General features: G+C 74.1%; 11 protein-coding genes. 6 read left to right on the top strand and 5 right to left on the bottom strand.

Translation table 11 applies throughout. From position 1 onward, the window contains the following. Positions 1-32 precede the first annotated feature (32 nt). The 3 genes from ACZ56E_RS36790 to ACZ56E_RS36780 all read right to left on the bottom strand — a co-directional run bounded on the left by ACZ56E_RS36790 (position 33) and on the right by ACZ56E_RS36780 (position 5,958). Positions 33-2,099: a sensor histidine kinase gene (locus tag ACZ56E_RS36790; protein ID WP_471221145.1), complete on the bottom strand. Its 2,067-nt coding sequence runs from the start codon at positions 2,097-2,099 to the stop codon at positions 33-35. 259 nt (positions 2,100-2,358) lie between these two features. Continuing rightward, complete coding sequence (locus tag ACZ56E_RS36785) at positions 2,359-2,949, bottom strand: hypothetical protein (RefSeq protein WP_471221143.1); 591 nt, start codon at positions 2,947-2,949, stop codon at positions 2,359-2,361. A gap of 96 nt (positions 2,950-3,045) precedes the next feature. Further along, on the bottom strand, positions 3,046-5,958 hold the full coding sequence (locus ACZ56E_RS36780) for an AfsR/SARP family transcriptional regulator (RefSeq protein ID WP_471221141.1): 2,913 nt from the start codon (positions 5,956-5,958) through the stop codon (positions 3,046-3,048). A 162-nt stretch (positions 5,959-6,120) separates the two neighbouring features. Between ACZ56E_RS36780 and ACZ56E_RS36775 the strand changes: the two genes are divergently transcribed. The 3 genes from ACZ56E_RS36775 to ACZ56E_RS36765 are packed head-to-tail and all read left to right on the top strand — an operon-like array spanning position 6,121 to position 11,412. Continuing rightward, positions 6,121-6,978 carry a hypothetical protein gene (locus ACZ56E_RS36775; RefSeq protein ID WP_471221139.1) on the top strand — a complete coding sequence of 286 codons (858 nt, stop codon included), beginning with the start codon at positions 6,121-6,123 and terminating at the stop codon, positions 6,976-6,978. 16 nt (positions 6,979-6,994) lie between these two features. Continuing rightward, a complete protein-coding gene (locus ACZ56E_RS36770; RefSeq protein ID WP_471221137.1) occupies positions 6,995-9,190 on the top strand; it encodes a protein kinase domain-containing protein in 2,196 nt (731 codons plus the stop codon). Positions 9,191-9,192: 2 nt separating this feature from the next. Beyond that, positions 9,193-11,412: a protein kinase domain-containing protein gene (locus ACZ56E_RS36765; protein WP_471221242.1), complete on the top strand. Its 2,220-nt coding sequence runs from the start codon at positions 9,193-9,195 to the stop codon at positions 11,410-11,412. Positions 11,413-11,429: 17 nt separating this feature from the next. On the opposite strand, the gene ACZ56E_RS36760 is transcribed toward ACZ56E_RS36765, so the two are convergent. Both ACZ56E_RS36760 and ACZ56E_RS36755 read right to left on the bottom strand, forming a co-directional pair. Continuing rightward, positions 11,430-12,263, bottom strand: coding sequence for a MurR/RpiR family transcriptional regulator (locus ACZ56E_RS36760; RefSeq protein ID WP_471221135.1), 834 nt, complete (start codon positions 12,261-12,263; stop codon positions 11,430-11,432). Beyond that, on the bottom strand, positions 12,260-13,819 hold the full coding sequence (locus tag ACZ56E_RS36755; protein ID WP_468610103.1) for an aromatic amino acid ammonia-lyase: 1,560 nt from the start codon (positions 13,817-13,819) through the stop codon (positions 12,260-12,262). The genes ACZ56E_RS36760 and ACZ56E_RS36755 overlap by 4 nt, the downstream gene beginning before the upstream one ends. 142 nt (positions 13,820-13,961) lie before the next feature. Between ACZ56E_RS36755 and ACZ56E_RS36750 the strand changes: the two genes are divergently transcribed. From ACZ56E_RS36750 to ACZ56E_RS36740, 3 genes are read left to right on the top strand one after another with little or no spacing between them, the layout of a single operon-like run. After that, positions 13,962-15,182: an ABC transporter ATP-binding protein gene (locus ACZ56E_RS36750; protein ID WP_471221133.1), complete on the top strand. Its 1,221-nt coding sequence runs from the start codon at positions 13,962-13,964 to the stop codon at positions 15,180-15,182. Beyond that, entirely contained in the window at positions 15,179-15,826 is a 648-nt protein-coding gene (locus ACZ56E_RS36745) for an ABC transporter permease (RefSeq protein ID WP_471221131.1), read from the top strand. Before ACZ56E_RS36750 ends, ACZ56E_RS36745 begins: the two co-directional genes overlap by 4 nt. Before the next feature lie 2 nt (positions 15,827-15,828). Further along, positions 15,829-16,500, top strand: coding sequence for an ABC transporter permease (locus ACZ56E_RS36740; protein WP_471221129.1), 672 nt, complete (start codon positions 15,829-15,831; stop codon positions 16,498-16,500). Positions 16,501-16,503 lie beyond the last annotated feature (3 nt).

The following is a 16,503-nucleotide window of genomic DNA, read 5'->3' as shown; positions in this document are numbered from 1 at the left end:
CGGACCCGGGCGCCGTGCGGGGAACGCTTCGGTCACTCGGTCGGGGGCGGGCCGGGTTCGCCGGGCGAGCCCGGAGCGGCCGGGGGCTCGGGCGCCGCCGGGAAGCCCGGGGCCTCGCCTCCCGCGCGCCGCGCGCGGTGGAAGGCGCCGAACCGGGAGCCGGCGTCGCGCGACCGCCCCGCCTCGCCGGGCAGCGCGCCGGCTCCCGCGGCGGAGTTGGCCTCGGACGCCGCCTTGCGCTGACGGCGCTCACGGTCCGCCTCGGCCATGGTGCGGCCGGGGGCACGCACGGGCAGGCCGTTCGGCGTCGCGGCGGGGGCGGGGGCGGCGTGCGCCGGCCGGGCGGGGGTGTCCGCGGCGGTGGGCAGGGCGCGGGGAGCCGCCGGGTCGGCGGCGGGCGGCAGCGCGGCGGCCGGGGGTGCCGTGGGGGGCACGGGGGCCGGAGGTGCTGCGGGTGCCGCAGGTGTCATGGGGCCCGCAGGTGTCGCGGGTGCTGCGGGTGACGTGGGTGTCACGGTTGCCGGAGGAGTCACGGGCGCCACGGGTGTCACGGGTTCTGGGTGTGTCCCGGGTGCTGCGGGTGACGTGGGCGTCACGGGGGCCGCGGGTGCTTCCAGCAAAGCGGGGAAGGCGGGGTTCGCCTCGGCCATCCCGGCCACCTCGACCGCCCCGGCCGCCGGGGCCGGTGCTGCCGGGAGTGGCGGGGGCGTCGTCGCGGTGGGGCGCCGCACGGGGTGCTGCGGGGCGGGATCGCGCTGCTGGGCGAGGAGTTGCGGCGGCAGGAGGACCACCACACCCGTACCGCCCCGCGAGGACGGGCGGAAGTTGACGCTCATGCCGTACTTGGCGGCGAGCCGTCCGACCACGGCGAGGCCGAGGCGGGTGCCCTGGAGCGAGGCGAGGTCCGTCGTCTTCCCGGAGACGGACTCCTCGGCCCGCCGCATCGCCGCGTCGGCCATCCGCAGCCCGCTGTCCTCGATCGTGACGACGATCCCGGCGCTGCGCTCCTCCACGTAGACGTGCACTTCGTCGATGGGCGGCGAGAAGTTCGCGGCGTTGTCCATGAGTTCGGCGAGGACGTGCATGACGCTCTCCGCGGCGAAGCCGGCGACCGCCGCGGTCGTCGAGCAGTGCAGCCGTACCCGCTGGTACGCGGAGATGCGGCCGACGGCACCCCGCAGGATGCTCTCCATGACGATCGGCTTGTTCCACGCGCGGCTGGACCGGCCGCCCATGAGCAGGGCGAGGCGGTCCGTCATCAGGCCCAGCTGGGACGTGCTGTGGTCCAGCCGCAGCAGGTCGCCGAAGACCTCGACGCCGTGCCGCTCCTGCATGTCCCGCAGATCGGCGAGCATGCTCACGGCCTTGGCCTGGACGCGGCTCAGCGCCTTGGCCGAGGCGGCCTGCGCGGCGGCGGCGCGCCGTTCGCTGTGGGCGAGTTCCCGGATGAACGATTCCGCGGGCAGCCGCAGCAAGGGGTTCTGCGGCCACTGGAGCCCGGCGAGGACGGTGTCCGCGGAGGCCCCCTCGCGCAGCTGCCCGATCGCGGACGGCATGGTCACCTTGGTGAGGACGTCGAACTCGTCGGAGGACTGCGCCAACTGGCCCTGCGCGTGCACGAGCTGCGCCTCCACGGTACGGGCGTGCCGCACCGATTCCTCCACCACCGAGGCGAAGGACTGCACGATCCGACGGAGCTGGGCGTCCGACGGAGGTGCCGTGGTCGCCAGCGCCTCACCCGCTGCCGTACCGTCGCGCAGTTGCTTCACGAGGCTCGGGAGGGTGACGTTCACGAGGTGGGCGGACTCGGCGATCTGGTGGCCGAGCTGCGCCCGCAGCGCCTCGGCCTCGGCCCGGGCCGCCGCGGCGGAGCGGGCGAGCCGCTGCCGCGCCACGGAGCCGACGAGCAGACAGACGGCCAGGCACAGCCAGCCGACCGCGAGCGAGGCCGCCGCCCAGCCGCGGGCGGCGTCCGGTGCCGCGGCAGCCGCGAGGGCACCGGCGCCGCCGGTCACCACCAGCACGCCGACGGGCACGGCCCACGCGGGGCGCTCCGCCTTCGCTGTGCGGCGCGGGCTGGGAGGAGCAGGCACTGACATTCAGCGGTCCCTCGGTCCTTGGGTGCGGGCGGACAACGAGCCGATCGGTACGCATCGGTCGTGGGCCCGGAGGGGGCGCCAAGAGGACGGCGATCTTCCGGACCACGTATCGCGCCATGCTAGCCACCCGTTCGGGTATGAACATCAGCCCGGTGAGCCTGCTTGTCCACGGGTCGAGTTCGTCGCAATCTCGACCCCTCGAACGCAGGTCGGTGGTAGGGGAGTTCGACTGTTTCGGGGGCGGTGCGAGCCCTCGTCGCTACCGGGCCGCCGCGACGGTGCGGCGCCGCACCCCGCCGCCGGGCCCGGCGTCACCCGCCGCCGGACCCGTCGTGCGGTAGGCCCTGACCGCCTTGCCCGCGGGGGCGCCGGCGCCCCGGCCGAGCCAGTCGACGCGCACCCACAGGAGCACGTCGTCCGCCTGCTCGCGGCGGCCGACCCAGGCGGCCTTCGCCCACAGGCCGGCACCGGCGCCCGCGAGGGCCGCGCCGCCCGCCACGGGCAGGGCGAAGGCGCTGCCGAGTGCGGCGAGGAAGGCGGCGGCGAGCCACCAGCGGTGTCCGCGTCGCCAGTTGCGCACGCTCACGGACCGGCTCTGGAGCACGTCGTGCTTCCCGGCGCGGACGGCCTCGCGGGCGAGGGCCGTGTAGCGCTTCCTGCGGGCGTACGCGACGGTGGCCGCGACGACGATGAAGAGGGCCGCCCCGGTGAGTACGCCGATACGGCGTCCGGTGAGCCCGGGCGGCAGCGCGCCGACGCCCGCGGCGAGCACCCCCAGCCACCACAGGGGCGCCGCCCCGGCCCGCACCACCACCGGCACCCTCGCCAGCCCGTGTCCACCGCGTCCCACGTCGCCTCCCATGCCTCCCGTCGCGCTGCTTCGGCGGAGGAGGTTAGCGGCGGAATCTGAGGACTGGCTGAGAACCGGGCCTGCTCCCCGGCCGGGTCACGCTTCCAGGGCGCGGGCCGCTCGGAACTGCTGCTCGGCCTCGGCCGGGTGGCCCGCTGCCGTGTAGGTGCGTCCGAGCCGACGGCGGACCTCCATCTCCAGGGGTCTGCTGGTGTGCTCGGTGAGTGTGGCCAGGGCCTCCTGCTGGAGAGCGATGGCCAACGAAAGGTTTCCGCAGCCGTGTTCCGCGGCGCCGAGCAGGGACAGGCTCGTCGCGCGCAGTTGCAGGTCGCCGACCTCCTGGGCCAGCTCCGCCGCGCGCCGCGCGAGATCCTTCACCTCGGTGTGCCGGCCGAGCGCCAGGTGGGCCTCCGCGGTGAAGCACAGGGTCTTGCTGATCATTCTGGGGCGGCCGATCTTCTCGGCGAAGGTGAGGGACGTGGCGTAGTACGTGAGTGCTTGCTCGTGCCGGCCCTGCTGGTCGTGGAGGGCGCCGAGGTTGCAGCTCGACATCCCGGCGAGCCAGTCGTCGTCGAGCCGGGCCGCCATCTCCATGGCCTCGCCCAGGTGGGCGGCCGCCTCGGGGAAGCGGCCCAGCGCGCGCTCCGAGGCGCCCATGCCTGCGGTCGCCCGGGCCTGTTCGCGCAGGTCGCCCTGGCGGCGGGCGATGCGGAGCGCATCGGTGCACCAGGCGTGGGCCTGCGGGAAGCGTCCCTGGTAGATGTCCGCGATGGCGAGGCAGTTGCGCAGCGAGGACGGCATCCGCCGGTCGTCGGCCAGGTCGGCGCCGGACAGCGCGAGCTCCAGGGCGGAGCGGCACTCGTGGTAGCGGCCCTGGCGGACCAGCGGGTCGAGCAGGGACTCGGCGATCCAGCAGGCGTGGTCGCGCTGCCCGGTGGCCGCCGCGAAGGCGACCACGTCGAGCAGTTGGCCGCCCGCGGCCTCCAGCCACGCGTCGGCTTCCCGCCAGTCGGAGAAGGGGGAGCCGGAGACGTCGGGGCCGGTCGGGAAGCCCTCGGGGCCCCAGTCGCTGGCGATGCGCCCGGCGGCCGTATAGAGGTGCAGCACGGCGGCGCGGTCCGCGGCGGCCTCCTCCGGCTCGGCGGCGGCGAGGCGGCGCGTGTGGTCGCGTACGAGATCGTGCAGCCGGTAGCGGCCGGGCCGGGGCTGCTGCAACAGGCTGGCGTCGACCAGGCGCTCCAGCAGATCCTCGGTCTCGTCGACGGGGCGCCCCAGCATGACGGCGGGGGTGAGCCCGTCGAACTCGGCGGTCGGTGACTGGCCCAACGCCCGGAAGCCGCGCCGCAGTTCGGGGGCGAGGAGGTCGTACGACATCCGGAAGGCCGCTTCCACGCTGCGGTCCTCCGCGCGGAGCTCACCCAGGCGGCGCTCGTCGTCCGACATCCTGCCGACCAGGTGGGCCACGGTCCAGGACGGGCGGTTCTGCAGGCGGGCCCCGGCGATCCGCAGCGCCAGCGGGAGGCCGCCGCAGCGGCGGGCGAGCTCCTGCGCGGCGTCCGGTTCCTGCTCGGCGCGTGTCTCGCCCAGGAGGCGCGTGAGCAGGGTGACCGCCTCGCCCGTGTCCAGCGGCTCCACGGTGAGGCGCCGGTCGGCGTCGAGGCCGGGCAGGCGCTGCCGGCCGGCCACGAGGACCCGGCTGCCCGGGCCCGCGGGCAGCAAGGGACGCACCTGTTCCGCGCTGCGGGCGTCGTCCACGACGAGCAGCAGCCGCAGAGAACTGGTGGCCGCACGCCAGGCGGCCACCAGTTCATGCAGCTCGTCGGGGAGTTCGCCGTCCCCGGCGTTGACGGCGCGGAGCAGCCGATGCAGTGCGCGCTCGGGGCGCAGACTCTCGTGCGGGGCGCCGTGCGTGTGCAGATCCACGAAGAGACAGCCGTCCGGATACTGCTCGTGCAGCGCCCAGGCGGCCCGGACCAGCAACGCGGTCTTGCCGACCCCCGCGGTGCCGTCCACAGCAACCACGGACACGGCCGCGCCCGGCACCGGCGCGGTGAGCAGACCGAGCTCCGCCTCCCGCCCGACGAGCCAGGAGGTGTCACCGGGGAGGTCGTTGCGGCGGGGGTGGGGCGGGGTGCGGGGAGTGGTGGTGTCCGTGGTGCGGGGCGGTGAGGGGTGGGCGAGGAGGAGCCGATCGTCCCGGCGCAGTACGGCCTGGTGGGTCCGGTGGAGTTCGTCGCCGGGGTCCACGCCCAGTTCGTCGCGGAGCCGGTCCCTTGTCTCGCGGTACGCGGCCAGCGCTTCGGCCTGGCGGCCGCTGCCGTAGAGCGCGCGCATGCGCAGGGCGGCGAGGGGCTCGTCGTGCGGGCTTGCCGTGGGCGCCGCCAGCAGTTCGTCCAGGGCCTCCGCATACCGGCCCAGGAGCACCAGGCACTCCGCCCGCTCCTGGTGGAGGGTGCGCCGCAGCCCGGCGAGGCGCTGCCGCTCGGCGTCGGCGAGCGGTCCCGGCAGACCGGCCAACGGCTCCCCGCGGAACAGGTCCAGCGCCCGCGTACAGCCGTCGAGGGCGGCGACCAGGTCACCCGCCGCCCTCGCCCCGCGTACCGCGCCCGACTCCGCGGCCAACTCCCCCAAGTCCGTGCGCGCTCGACCCGGCACGAAGCGGTAGCCGCCGCGCTCGCCGCGGATCACCGACGCGGCGGGGCCGGTGCCGGGCGCGTCCAGCGCCTTGCGCAGGGGGTAGACGTAGCTGGGCAGGACCCGGTGGCCCGTGCCCGGGGGCTCCATTCCCCATACGTCGTCGAGCAGTTGCTGCCGCGTGACGAGCGTCTCCGCGCGCAGGACCAGTGCGGCAAGTACTGCCTGACGTCGTACGGGTCCCAGGTCGAGCGGCACCTCACCGCGGTGCGCGGCGACCGGACCGAGCAGGGCAAGGCGCAGCCGGTCCTCGACGGCCGCCCCCGAGCCGCCGGAGCCTGGTGGGTTTCCTATGACCTCTGTGTTCTCGTCCACCCGAACTCCCCCGTCGTTCCTGTGGTTCCCCGTAGCGCAGCGTTGGTCCTTCGCGGCAGCCGAGTCCCCTGCTTCAGCAGGATTTCATCGGCATTGCAGTGTCTCGCGAGAAGGTGCGGCGGGTCATGTCCGGTCCCGGTCGTCGAGGAAGCGAGCTGTTCCGTGAGTGAGAACCCGCAGGTGGATCCCCGGCAGGGCTTCGGCCAGGCGCCACCCCCGATGCCAGGCCAAGCGCCGCCCCCGATGCCCGGCCAGGCGCCGCCGCCCGTCCCGCCGCAGGCGCCCGGTGCGCCCTCGGCCTGGTCGCAACCCGTTCCGGCGGGCGGCCCCGGCGGCTCGGGCCCCCGCGGCGGCCGTTCGCGCGGCTGGCTGATCGGCGGTGCCGCCGCGCTCGCCGCCGCCCTGGTGGTCGGCGTGGTCGTCGTCGCCACCTCGGGGGACGACGACAAGGGCAGCGAGTCGGCCAAGCCCCCGGGTGCGCCCGGAAGCGGGCCGGGAGGCGCCGCCAAGCCAAAGGCACCGTCGGCGGGCAAGGCGTTCTCCAAGGTGCCCAAGGGGTGCGAGCTGATCAAGGCGGCCACCATCGAGAAGATCGCGCCCGGCGGCGAGTGCACGCCCGGCCTGATGGACGACGCGGACACGTCCATGATGATCAGCAGGATGCCGAGGTGGCAGCCCGCGGACTACAGCCTCTATCAGAGCCTGGACGTCAACCTCACGGTCGGCGCGAGCGTCGAGGGCCAGTACGACCTGAAGAAGAGGGGCCTCCTCAAGGCGGTGACCGGCAACAAGGTGGAGGACCCCCACTCCGTCAGCGGGCTCGGCGAGGAGGCGTTCGCCGCTCACCACGTCGACGCCCGGGGCGGGTCGCTGACCTATGCCAAGGTGGTCGTCCGTGAGGGCAACGCCTCACTCAGGGTTGAGCTCGTCTACAGCCAGGACACCTCCGAACTCACCCGCAAGCAGGCCGAGGACACCGTCGTCACCGCCGCCCGTGACGTGCTCGCCTCGATGAGCTGACCCCCGCGACGACGACGTGTACACCCACACCTACGAAGGCAGCGACCCCGCAGTCGTGCACAGCCCCGTCCGGATCGGCCCCTACGAGGTCTTCCAGCTCCTCGGCGAGGGCGGCATGGGCAGGGTGTTCCTGGCCAGGTCGCCGGGGTCGCGGCTGGTCGCCCTGAAGGTCATCCGGCCCGAGTACGCCGAGGCGCCCGACTTCCGCGGACGGTTCCGGCGCGAGGCCGAGTCGGCCCGGCGCGTGAGCGGCTTCTTCACCCCGCCGGTGCTCGACGTGGACGCGGACGCCCCGCAGCCCTGGCTGGCCACCGCCTACGTCCCCGCGCCGTCGCTCCACGACGTCGTACGCCGCTTCGGCGTGCTGTCCGAGGCGGGCCTGCGGGCCCTCGGCACCGGACTCGCGGAGGCGCTGCTCGCCATCCACGACGCCGGCATCGTCCACCGCGACCTCAAGCCCGGCAACGTCCTCGTCGCCGAGGACGGGCCCCGGGTCATCGACTTCGGCATCAGCAGCGCGGTCGACGCCACGCAGGTGACGCGGACGGGCGCCGTGATGGGGACGCCCGGGTTCATGGCGCCCGAGCAGATCGTGTCGAGCCGCGCGGCAGGACCGGCGGCGGACGTCTTCTCGCTGGGCTGCGTCCTGGCCTTCGCGGCCACCGGACAGGGCCCCTTCGGATCCGGCGGGACGGCCGAGATCCTCTACCGTGCCGTCCACCATCCGCCCCGACTCGATGGCGTACCCCCGGGGTTGGTGCCGCTGATCAGCGGCTGCCTGGGCAAGGACGCGGCCCTCAGGCCGTCCGCCGCCTCGGTGCTCGCCGCGCTGGGGCCCGCCGATCCGGCCGCGCTGCTCACCCCGGGCCTGCGGGAGGACGTGGCGCGGCGTGAGACGCACGCCGCGGTCCTGGTCTCCGCGCCGCCCATGCCGATGGCGCCGCTCGGGCCGCCCGTCGACCCGTTCGCCACCGCCCCCAGGGGGCCGAGCCGCCGCAAATTCCTGTGGCTGGCCGCGGCGGGCACCACCGTCGCGGCGGGCGGCGGTGCCGCGGCGCTGGCCGGGTGGCGGTCGGAGCCCGGCAAGTCCCCGGCCCCGAGCGGCAGCAAGGGCAGCGAGGGCTCCACGGGGCGGCCCGAGCCCAAGGTCCCTGCCGGTCCGAAGCCGCGGTGGTCGGTCCCGCTGAAGAAGCTCCAGAGCGCCCAACTACAGCTCCAGGGCGATGTGTTGGTGCACTGGGACCAGGAGCACGCGACCGCCTATGACCCCGCGTCGGGCAAGGAGCGCTGGAAGGGTTCGCTGCGCATGCCCTCCGACGTGTCGACCGGTCCGAAGTGGCTGGGCGTGGGCGGGTCGACGCTGTTCGCCACGGCCTGGAGCGGCGAGCGCGGCTATCTGTTCGGCGTCGACGCCGCGGGCCGGCAGAAGTTCGGCCACACGGTCACCGAGCAGAGCACCGACTCCGCCGACTTCGTCGACGGGCTGCTGTCCGTCGCCGGTTCGGTCGCCATCGTCGGCACCAGTGGCCACAAGGGTTACGGGGTTCTCGCAGTAGATCTCGGATCGGGTGAGGTGCTGTGGTCGCGCAGGATCAAGGGCAGCGACTTCCAGGCGTACGCCGACGGGGACCGCTGCTTCGTCCAGGACAACGGCACACTCCGCGCCCTCGGCCTGCGCTCGGGCGCCGAGCAGTGGAAGGTCCCGGACGTCGTCAAGCCCGGCGCCTATCCCCACCTGTCCACCGACGGCAGGATCCTGCTCGTCACCAGCACGAAGGCGCAGGCCTTCCGCGTCACCGACGGCAAGAAGCTGTGGACCGCCGTCAACGAGACGACCACGATCAGCGCGGCCAGGGTCCGCGGCGAGCGTGCCTATCTCTACGACGGTCCCGGCACCGCGTTCGCCCTGGACACGCGGAGCGGCAAGCAGGTGTGGCACACCGCGAGCCCGGTGCGCCTGACGACCACCGGCGGCGCGGACGACCAGGGCCCCACCGTCTCCTCGTCCGTGGTGGCCATCGCCACCTGGGCCACCGGCGACGTGCCGGGGTTCGTCGTCCTGCGCGCCTCCGACGGCAAGCCGCTCTGGGCGCACCAGCCGTCCGGCGCCAAGGAGGCCGGCAAGACCGACTGGCTGCTCCAGGTCTCCGGCAGCACTCTCTTCGCCGCGTCCGCGTCCACTCTCCACGCCTTCCGGAGCGACACCTCGTGACCATGCCGCCGACCCCGCCGATGCCGCCGTCCGCGCCGCCGCCCGCCGGTCCGACACCGCAGCCGGCGCCGCAGCCGCCGCCCCCGCCGCCCGCGCAGGCCGCCGCCCCCGCCTCGTACATCGGCCCCTACCGGGTGATCAGGGAGCTCGGCGCGGGCGGCATGGGCCGGGTGCACCTCGCCGCGTCGCGCAGCGGCCGTGCGGTGGCCGTGAAGGTCGTACGCCCCGAACTGGCCGCCGACCCCGACTTCCGCCGCCGCTTCAAGGCCGAGGTCGACGCCGCCCGCGCGGTCTCCGGCGCCTTCACCGCGCCGGTCGTCGACGCCGACCCCGAGGGCCCGCAGCCGTGGCTGGCCACCGCGTACATCCCCGGCCCCTCCCTCACCGACGCCCTGGACGCCCACGGGCCCATGCCCGAGTCGACCCTGCGCGTGCTCGGCGGCGGTCTGGCCGAGGCGCTGGCCGCGATCCACCGGGCCGGGCTCATCCACCGCGACCTCAAGCCGTCCAACATCCTGCTCACCCTCGACGGCCCGCGGGTCATCGACTTCGGCATCAGCCGTGCCGTCGACGGGACGGTGCTCACCGCCGCCGGGCAGGTCGCGGGATCGCCCGGCTTCATGTCGCCCGAGCAGTCGAGGGGAGGCGAACTGACTGCCGCGAGCGATGTGTTCGCCTTCGGCGCCGTGCTCGCCTTCGCCGCCACCGGCACTCCGCCGTTCGGCACCGGCGCGGTCCACGCCCTCCTCTACCGGGCGGCCTACGAAGAGCCCGAGCTGACCGGTGTCCCGCCCGGCCTGCTCGGCATCGTCGCCGCGTGCCTCGACAAGGACCCCGCCCGCCGCCCCACCGTCGAACAGCTCCAGGCGTGGCTGCGCCCGGAGACGACCGCCGGCTGGCTCGGCGCGGTCGAGCTCCAGGTGACCGAGGACCAGCGCACGCTCCAGGGCGCGCTGCGCGGCCCGCTGCTCAGCCGCCGCCGGCTGCTGGCCGGCGGCGGCGCGCTCGCGGTGACCGGGGCGGCCGGGGGCGCCTTCTGGTTCCTGCGCGAGCGCGGCGGGGGCGGCGGCGACACGGCCGCCGCATCCGAACTCGACTGGACCAAGGAGCTGCCGCGGCCCGCCATGTTCCTGCACACGGTCACCCGGTCCACGCTGCTGTGCACCGAGAAGTCCTCCGGTGCCTGCTTCGACCGGAGCACCGGCAAGCTCCTGTGGAAGGACCTCGGCGGCCAGAACACCGACGCGCTCGCCGACGACAAGCGCGTCTACACGGTCCGCACCGACGGCAAGGTGCACGCGTTCGACGGCCGGTCCGGCAAGAAGCTGTGGGACGCGCCACCGGTCGGCGACAGCGCGCCCCAACTCGGCCTCGCGAACGGCGAGTTGCTCATGACGACGAGCGGCGGACGCTTCCGGGCCCTGGAGGCGTCGAGCGGCGAGGTGCGGTGGACCGCACGCGACGTGGAGGACGTGAGCGTGGCGCTCGGCGCCACTCCGGCGGGCGCGCTGCTCGTCTGGGGCGACGCGTCGAAGACCACCCCGGGCGCGCTGCTCAGGGGCTACTCCGCCCTCGACCGGGACTCGGGCGAGCGCGTGTGGACGAAGGACCTCGTCACCCTCTACCCACCGGAGAAGAGCAAGGTCCTCTACGCCATCGACGCCAAGATGAAGCTGCTGGCCCTCGACCCGGACGACGGCCGGACACGCTGGAGCGAGCCCACCGAACTCCCGCCCACGAACGCCGAGATACTCGGCTGGGCGGACTCCCTGAGCCTGCTCGAAGGCACCCTCTTCTGTTATCCGAGCACCGGCTTCAGCGGCTCGACCCGCGGGCTGCTCGCCGCCTTCGACCCGGCGTCGGGCAAGACCCTGTGGTCGGTGCGGACCGCCGCCCGCGGCAACCGCGGCTACGCACGCGCCGGCGCGACCGTCTGCCACCTCGACAACAAGGTGCTGCACGGGCTCGACGCCCGGACCGGCGCGAAACGCTGGACGGCGGGGACGGGCCTGGGCGGCCTCGACCTCCTGGGCGCCCTGCACGGCCTCTTCCTCGCCGCGGGCGACAAGGGCCTGTACGCCTTCCACGCCGACACCGGCGAGCAGGTCTGGCACCACCGGGCCACCGGCGGCTCCGGATCGTGGACGGCACGGGCCGTCGGCGACCACCTGTACGCCACCTGGTCCGGCAAGCTCTTCCGCTTCACCGTGCCCAAGGCGTAGCGGGCCCTGCCTGCGGCCTACTCCACGAACAGCCCTCGCGCCGCCGCCCGTACGTCGAACTCCTCCAGGTGCGCCTGCGCGTCCGGAAGGCCGTCGCACATCGCCTCCAGGAGGACCCGGCCCAGGAGCATCGGCGCGCAGGCCGTGTCGAAGGCGAGGCCGGTGCCGACCGCGGCGGGCAGGAGGAGGTCGGAGTGGGCGGCCACGGGGGCGAACGCGGAGTCGGCGACGGTGACGACCGTCAGGCCCGCCGACCGGGCGTAGGCGAGCGCGTCGACGACCTCGCGGGGGTGGCGGGGCAGCGCGAAGCAGAGGAGGGCGGTGGCGCCCGCGCGGACCGCCGCGTCGACGCGGTCGGCCAGCATCGTGCCGCCCTCGTCGAGGAGCCGCACGTCGGGGTGGACCTTGGCGGCGAAGTACGAGAAGCCGTACGCCTGCGACGCGGCGGCCCGCAGTCCGAGGACGGGCAGCGGCCGGGAGGCGGCGATGAGCCGTCCGGCCCGCTCCACGGGTGCCGGGTCGGCGAGGACCTCGGCGAGGTGCCTGAGGTTCTCGATCTCGGCCTCGACGGCCTGCTGGTACTCGTTCGCCAGCGTCGTGGCCGACGTCTCGGGGGGCGCCACGTCCCGCAGGTGCCTGCGGAGGGCCGGGTAGCCGTCGAAGCCGAGGGCGACGGCGAAGCGGGTGACCGATGGCTGGCTCACCCCGGCGAGCTCGGCCAGCTCCACGCTGGACAGGAAGGGCGCGTCGGCGGCCCTGCGCACCATGCAGTGCGCGATGCGCCGCTGGGTGGGCGTGAGCCGGTGGCCCTCGAAGAGCACTTGCAGTCGCGCGGCAGGGCTGTCAGTCATGCCGTCCCCCTCAGGATGTCCGTACCCGCAGTCGTTCCGGCGCCGAGTTCCGACCAGAGCCGGGTGAACCGGTCGAGGAGCCCCGCCGCCGCCGTCACATCATCCGTCAGCGGCCGGTCGGCGATCTCCGCTTCGAGTACGGAGTCGGCGAGTTCGAAGGCGTACGCGAGCGGGGTGGCCGGGTCGAGGCGCAGCTCGCGCTGGCGCAACGCCCTTACGGCCGCGACCAGTTCGCAGCCCACCACCATGCGGTACGCCTCGCAGGCCCGCAGCGTCTGGCGGGCGGCCAGGGAGGCGAAGCTGGCCTGCTCCTCGACACCACGGGAGAGCACCGCGTGGCCGAGCGACGCGGGCGCGGAGAAGGCCCGCAGGTCGCCGAGGGCGGCTCCGGCCGCGTACTCGAGGATCATGACGCCCGACGAGGCGGGCTCCCCGTCGGCGAGGAAGGGCCGCAGACGGGTGAAGGCCGGTTCGTTGAGCGTGGAGAGCCGCGATGTCGAGAGGCGGGCCGCCTGGGTGACCGCGAGCCTGAAGTGGTCGAGGGCGAGGGCCAGTTGGGCGAGGTAGAAGCCGCCGTGGTGGTAGGCCGCCATGTCGTCGGGTGAGATCAGGGGGTTCTCGGCGGCGGCGTTGATCTCGACGGTGAGGACCTCCTCCAGGGCGTCCGCCGCGTCGTGCGCGGGCCCGTGGATCTGCGGCACGCAGCGGAAGCCGTAGGGGTCCTGGATGCGACCGAGGGGCGGGGTGGGGCGGTCGGGGGCGCCGAGCAGGCGGCGCATGCGCTCGGCGACCGCGTAGGAGCCGGGGTGGCGGCGCGCCTCGTGCACGGGCAGCGCGTACGCCTCGTACGACCCGTCGACCGCCATCAGCGACAGCGCGGCGACGACCTGCGTGGCGCCGATCAGGCCGCGCAGTTCGTGCAGGGCGAGCGCGGACTGGCCGAGGGTGAGGGCGTTGCTGCTGATCAGGGCGAGGGCGTCGTTGTTGTCGAGGGGCTGCGGCTCCGGGGGCGCCCCGCTCCCCCGCCAGGGGTGTTCGCCGGCGAGCGCGAGGCCCAGCTGGGCGAGGGCGGCGATGTCGCCGGTGCCGACCGAGCCGAACTCGTTGACCGTGGGGTGGGCGCCGGTCTCCAGGGCCCGGCAGAGCGCGGTGACGACGCTGGGGCGCAGGCCCGCGCCGCCCGCGAGGAGCTGGTTGGCGCGGACGGCGAGCATGGCGCGGACCTGCCGGGCGGGCAGCTCGGCGCCGATGGCCCCGGCGTGCGAGCGCAGCAGCCTCAGGCCGTGGTCGGCGGCCGCATCGGTCGGTACGTCCTCGTTCCGGTTGGCGCCGACTCCGGTGGAGCGGCCGTAGACGCGGCCCCAGGCGGCGATCTCCCTGGCGGCGTTCCAGGAGTCCTCGGCGCGCTTCATGCCGTCGGTGGCGGGTACCGGCCGGGCGTCGGATTCGGCCAGGCGTACGACGTCTGCGACCATCAGTCCCCGGCCGTCGAGGACGACGACCGCTTCCCTGTGGTCGGTCGCCGTGTCCGCGATACGAGACGACTTCACACGCATTCCCTCCTCAACCGGACGTTCTGTCTTGCCCTGCGGCCACTTGTTACCGGCGATTTACGCCGGGCGCACCCAAAACTATTGACAACTTATTCAGACAGCGAGAACTCTGCATGACGATATACAGCCGGGCAAGGGACTCCACATGATCCAATTCGAAACGGTCCACAAGCGCTTCCCGAACGGCACCACAGCGGTCCACGACCTCACCCTGGACATGCCCGAAGGCGGCGTGACCGTCCTCGTCGGATCTTCCGGTTGCGGCAAGACGACGACCCTCCGCATGATCAACCGCATGGTCGACCCGACCTCCGGGACGATCCGGGTCGGCGGCCGCGACATCCTGGAACAGGACGCGGCCGAACTGCGCCGCTCCATCGGCTACGTCATCCAGCAGGCCGGCCTCTTCCCTCACCGCACGGTCCTCGACAACGTCGCCACGGTGCCGTTGCTGCTCGGCTGGGGCCGCAGGAAGGCGCGAGCGCGGGCCGCGGAGCTCCTGGAGACGGTCGGTCTCGCCCCCGACGCGGGGAAGCGCTACCCGCACCAGCTCTCCGGCGGCCAGCAGCAGCGCGTCGGCGTGGCCCGCGCGCTCGCCGCCGACCCGCCGGTCCTCCTCATGGACGAACCGTTCGGCGCGGTGGACCCGGTGGTCCGCACCCAGCTCCAGGACGAACTGCTCCGCCTTCAGCGGGAGTTGAGCAAGACCATCGTCTTCGTCACGCACGACATCGACGAGGCGGTGCGGCTCGGTGACCGCATAGCCGTCTTCCGCACCGGCGGGCACCTTGTGCAGTGCGCCGAGCCCGCGGAGCTGCTGGCCCGTCCTGCGGACGACTTCGTCGCGGACTTCCTGGGTGCGGAGCGCGGCCTGAAGCTTCTTTCCCTCGCCTCCCTGTCGGGCGTCCCGCAGGGGCCGGCGCCCGAGGGCGGCGCGTGGACGCTCCGGCTCGACGCGGTGGGGGCGCCGCTTGCCTGGCGGCACAAGGACGGGGACGCGGCGGACGTTCCCGTACGTCCACTCCGTGACACGGACACGCTTCTCGCGGCGCTGGACGAGTCCCTGTCCTCCCCGACGGGGCTGGTCGCCCGCGTGGACGCGGAGGGCCGCCTGACGGGGGTGTCGTCCCGTGAGGACATCCACGACGGGGCGAGCGCGGCGCACGCGGTCAACCGCGGGCCGGTGGGGGCTGGTCGCGCAGTTCCCCGCGCCCCCAGGTCGTCCCCCGCATCCGGCACCGAGTCGCCCCTGGACGAGGCCCCCTCAGCGGCGCCGGGCAAGGTGGACGAGTCAGGGGCGCGCGAGACTGCGCGACAAGCCCCCACCGGGCCGCAGGCGAAGAACGACTCGGCCCCCACCCCATGACCATCGACTGGTCGTGGATAGCCGACCACACCGACGACCTCACCACCCTCACCCTCTCCCACCTCCAGGCCGCCCTCTCCGCCGTAGCCCTCGGGCTGCTCATCTCGCTGCCCCTGGCCGTCGTCGCTCACCGCGTCCGCCCCCTGCGCGGACTGCTCCTGGGCCTCTCGAACGTGCTGTTCACCATCCCGTCCATCGCCGTCTTCGTCCTGCTCCTGCCGGTCAGCGGGCTCACCCGCACCACCACCGTCATCGGCCTGACGATCTACACGCTCGTCGTGCTCCTGCGGAACACCGTCGAAGGACTCGACTCCGTCCCGGCGAAGACGAAGGAGGCCGCCAAGGCCATGGGCGCCCGGCCCCTGCGCACCCTCCTCACCGTCGAGCTGCCCCTCGCCCTCCCCGTGATCATGGCGGGCGTACGGATCGCGACGGTCATGTCGATCTCCCTCGTCTCCGTGGCGACGTACATCGGCGACGGCGGCCTCGGACAGCTCTTCACGGACGGCTTCCAGCGCAACTTCCCCACCCCGGTCATCGCCGGCGTGGTCCTCACGCTGCTCCTCGCGCTCGTCGCGGACGCGCTGCTCGTCGCCCTCCAGTACGTCCTGACGCCCTGGACCCGCCGCCGGAGGAGTGCCTGACCATGTACGAACTCTTCAAGGACCTCGGCGCCTGGCTGGTCAGCGGCGAGCAGTGGACCGGCCAGGACGGCATCGGGCACCGCCTCGCCGAACACCTCCAGTACTCGCTGATCGCGACGCTCGTCGCGGCCGCCATCGCGCTGCCGCTCGGCCTGCTCATCGGGCACACCGGACGCGGCGCCTTCGTCGCCATCAACCTGGCCTCCTTCGGCCGGGCACTGCCCACCGTCGGACTCGTCGTCCTCGTCTTCCTGGCGAGCGGCCTCTCCATGACACCCGTCTACATCGCGCTCGTCGCGCTCGCGGTCCCCTCCATCGTCACCAACACGTACGCGGGCATGACCGCCGTCGACCCCGAGGTGAGGGACGCGGCGCGCGGCCAGGGCATGCGCGCCCACCAGGTGCTGTTCCAGGTCGAGCTGCCGCTCGCGCTGCCGCTGATCATGACGGGCCTGCGGCTCGCGCTGATCCAGGTCGTCGCGACGGCGACCATCGCCGCGTACGTCTCCTTCGGCGGCCTCGGCCGGTACGTGTTCGACGGCCTCGCCCAGCGCGACCTCGTGCAGGTGCTCGGCGGCGCCGTGCTCGTGGCCCTCGTCGCCGTCGTACTCGATCTCGCCCTCTCGGCCCTCCAGCGCGCCCTCTTCCGCCACCGCCCCACCACGTCGGCCTAGGAG

Source organism: Streptomyces sp. NPDC039480 (assembly GCF_055597165.1).
Note: the sequence above shows the minus strand (reverse complement) of the source record. Positions and strands in the feature narration are given on the sequence as shown.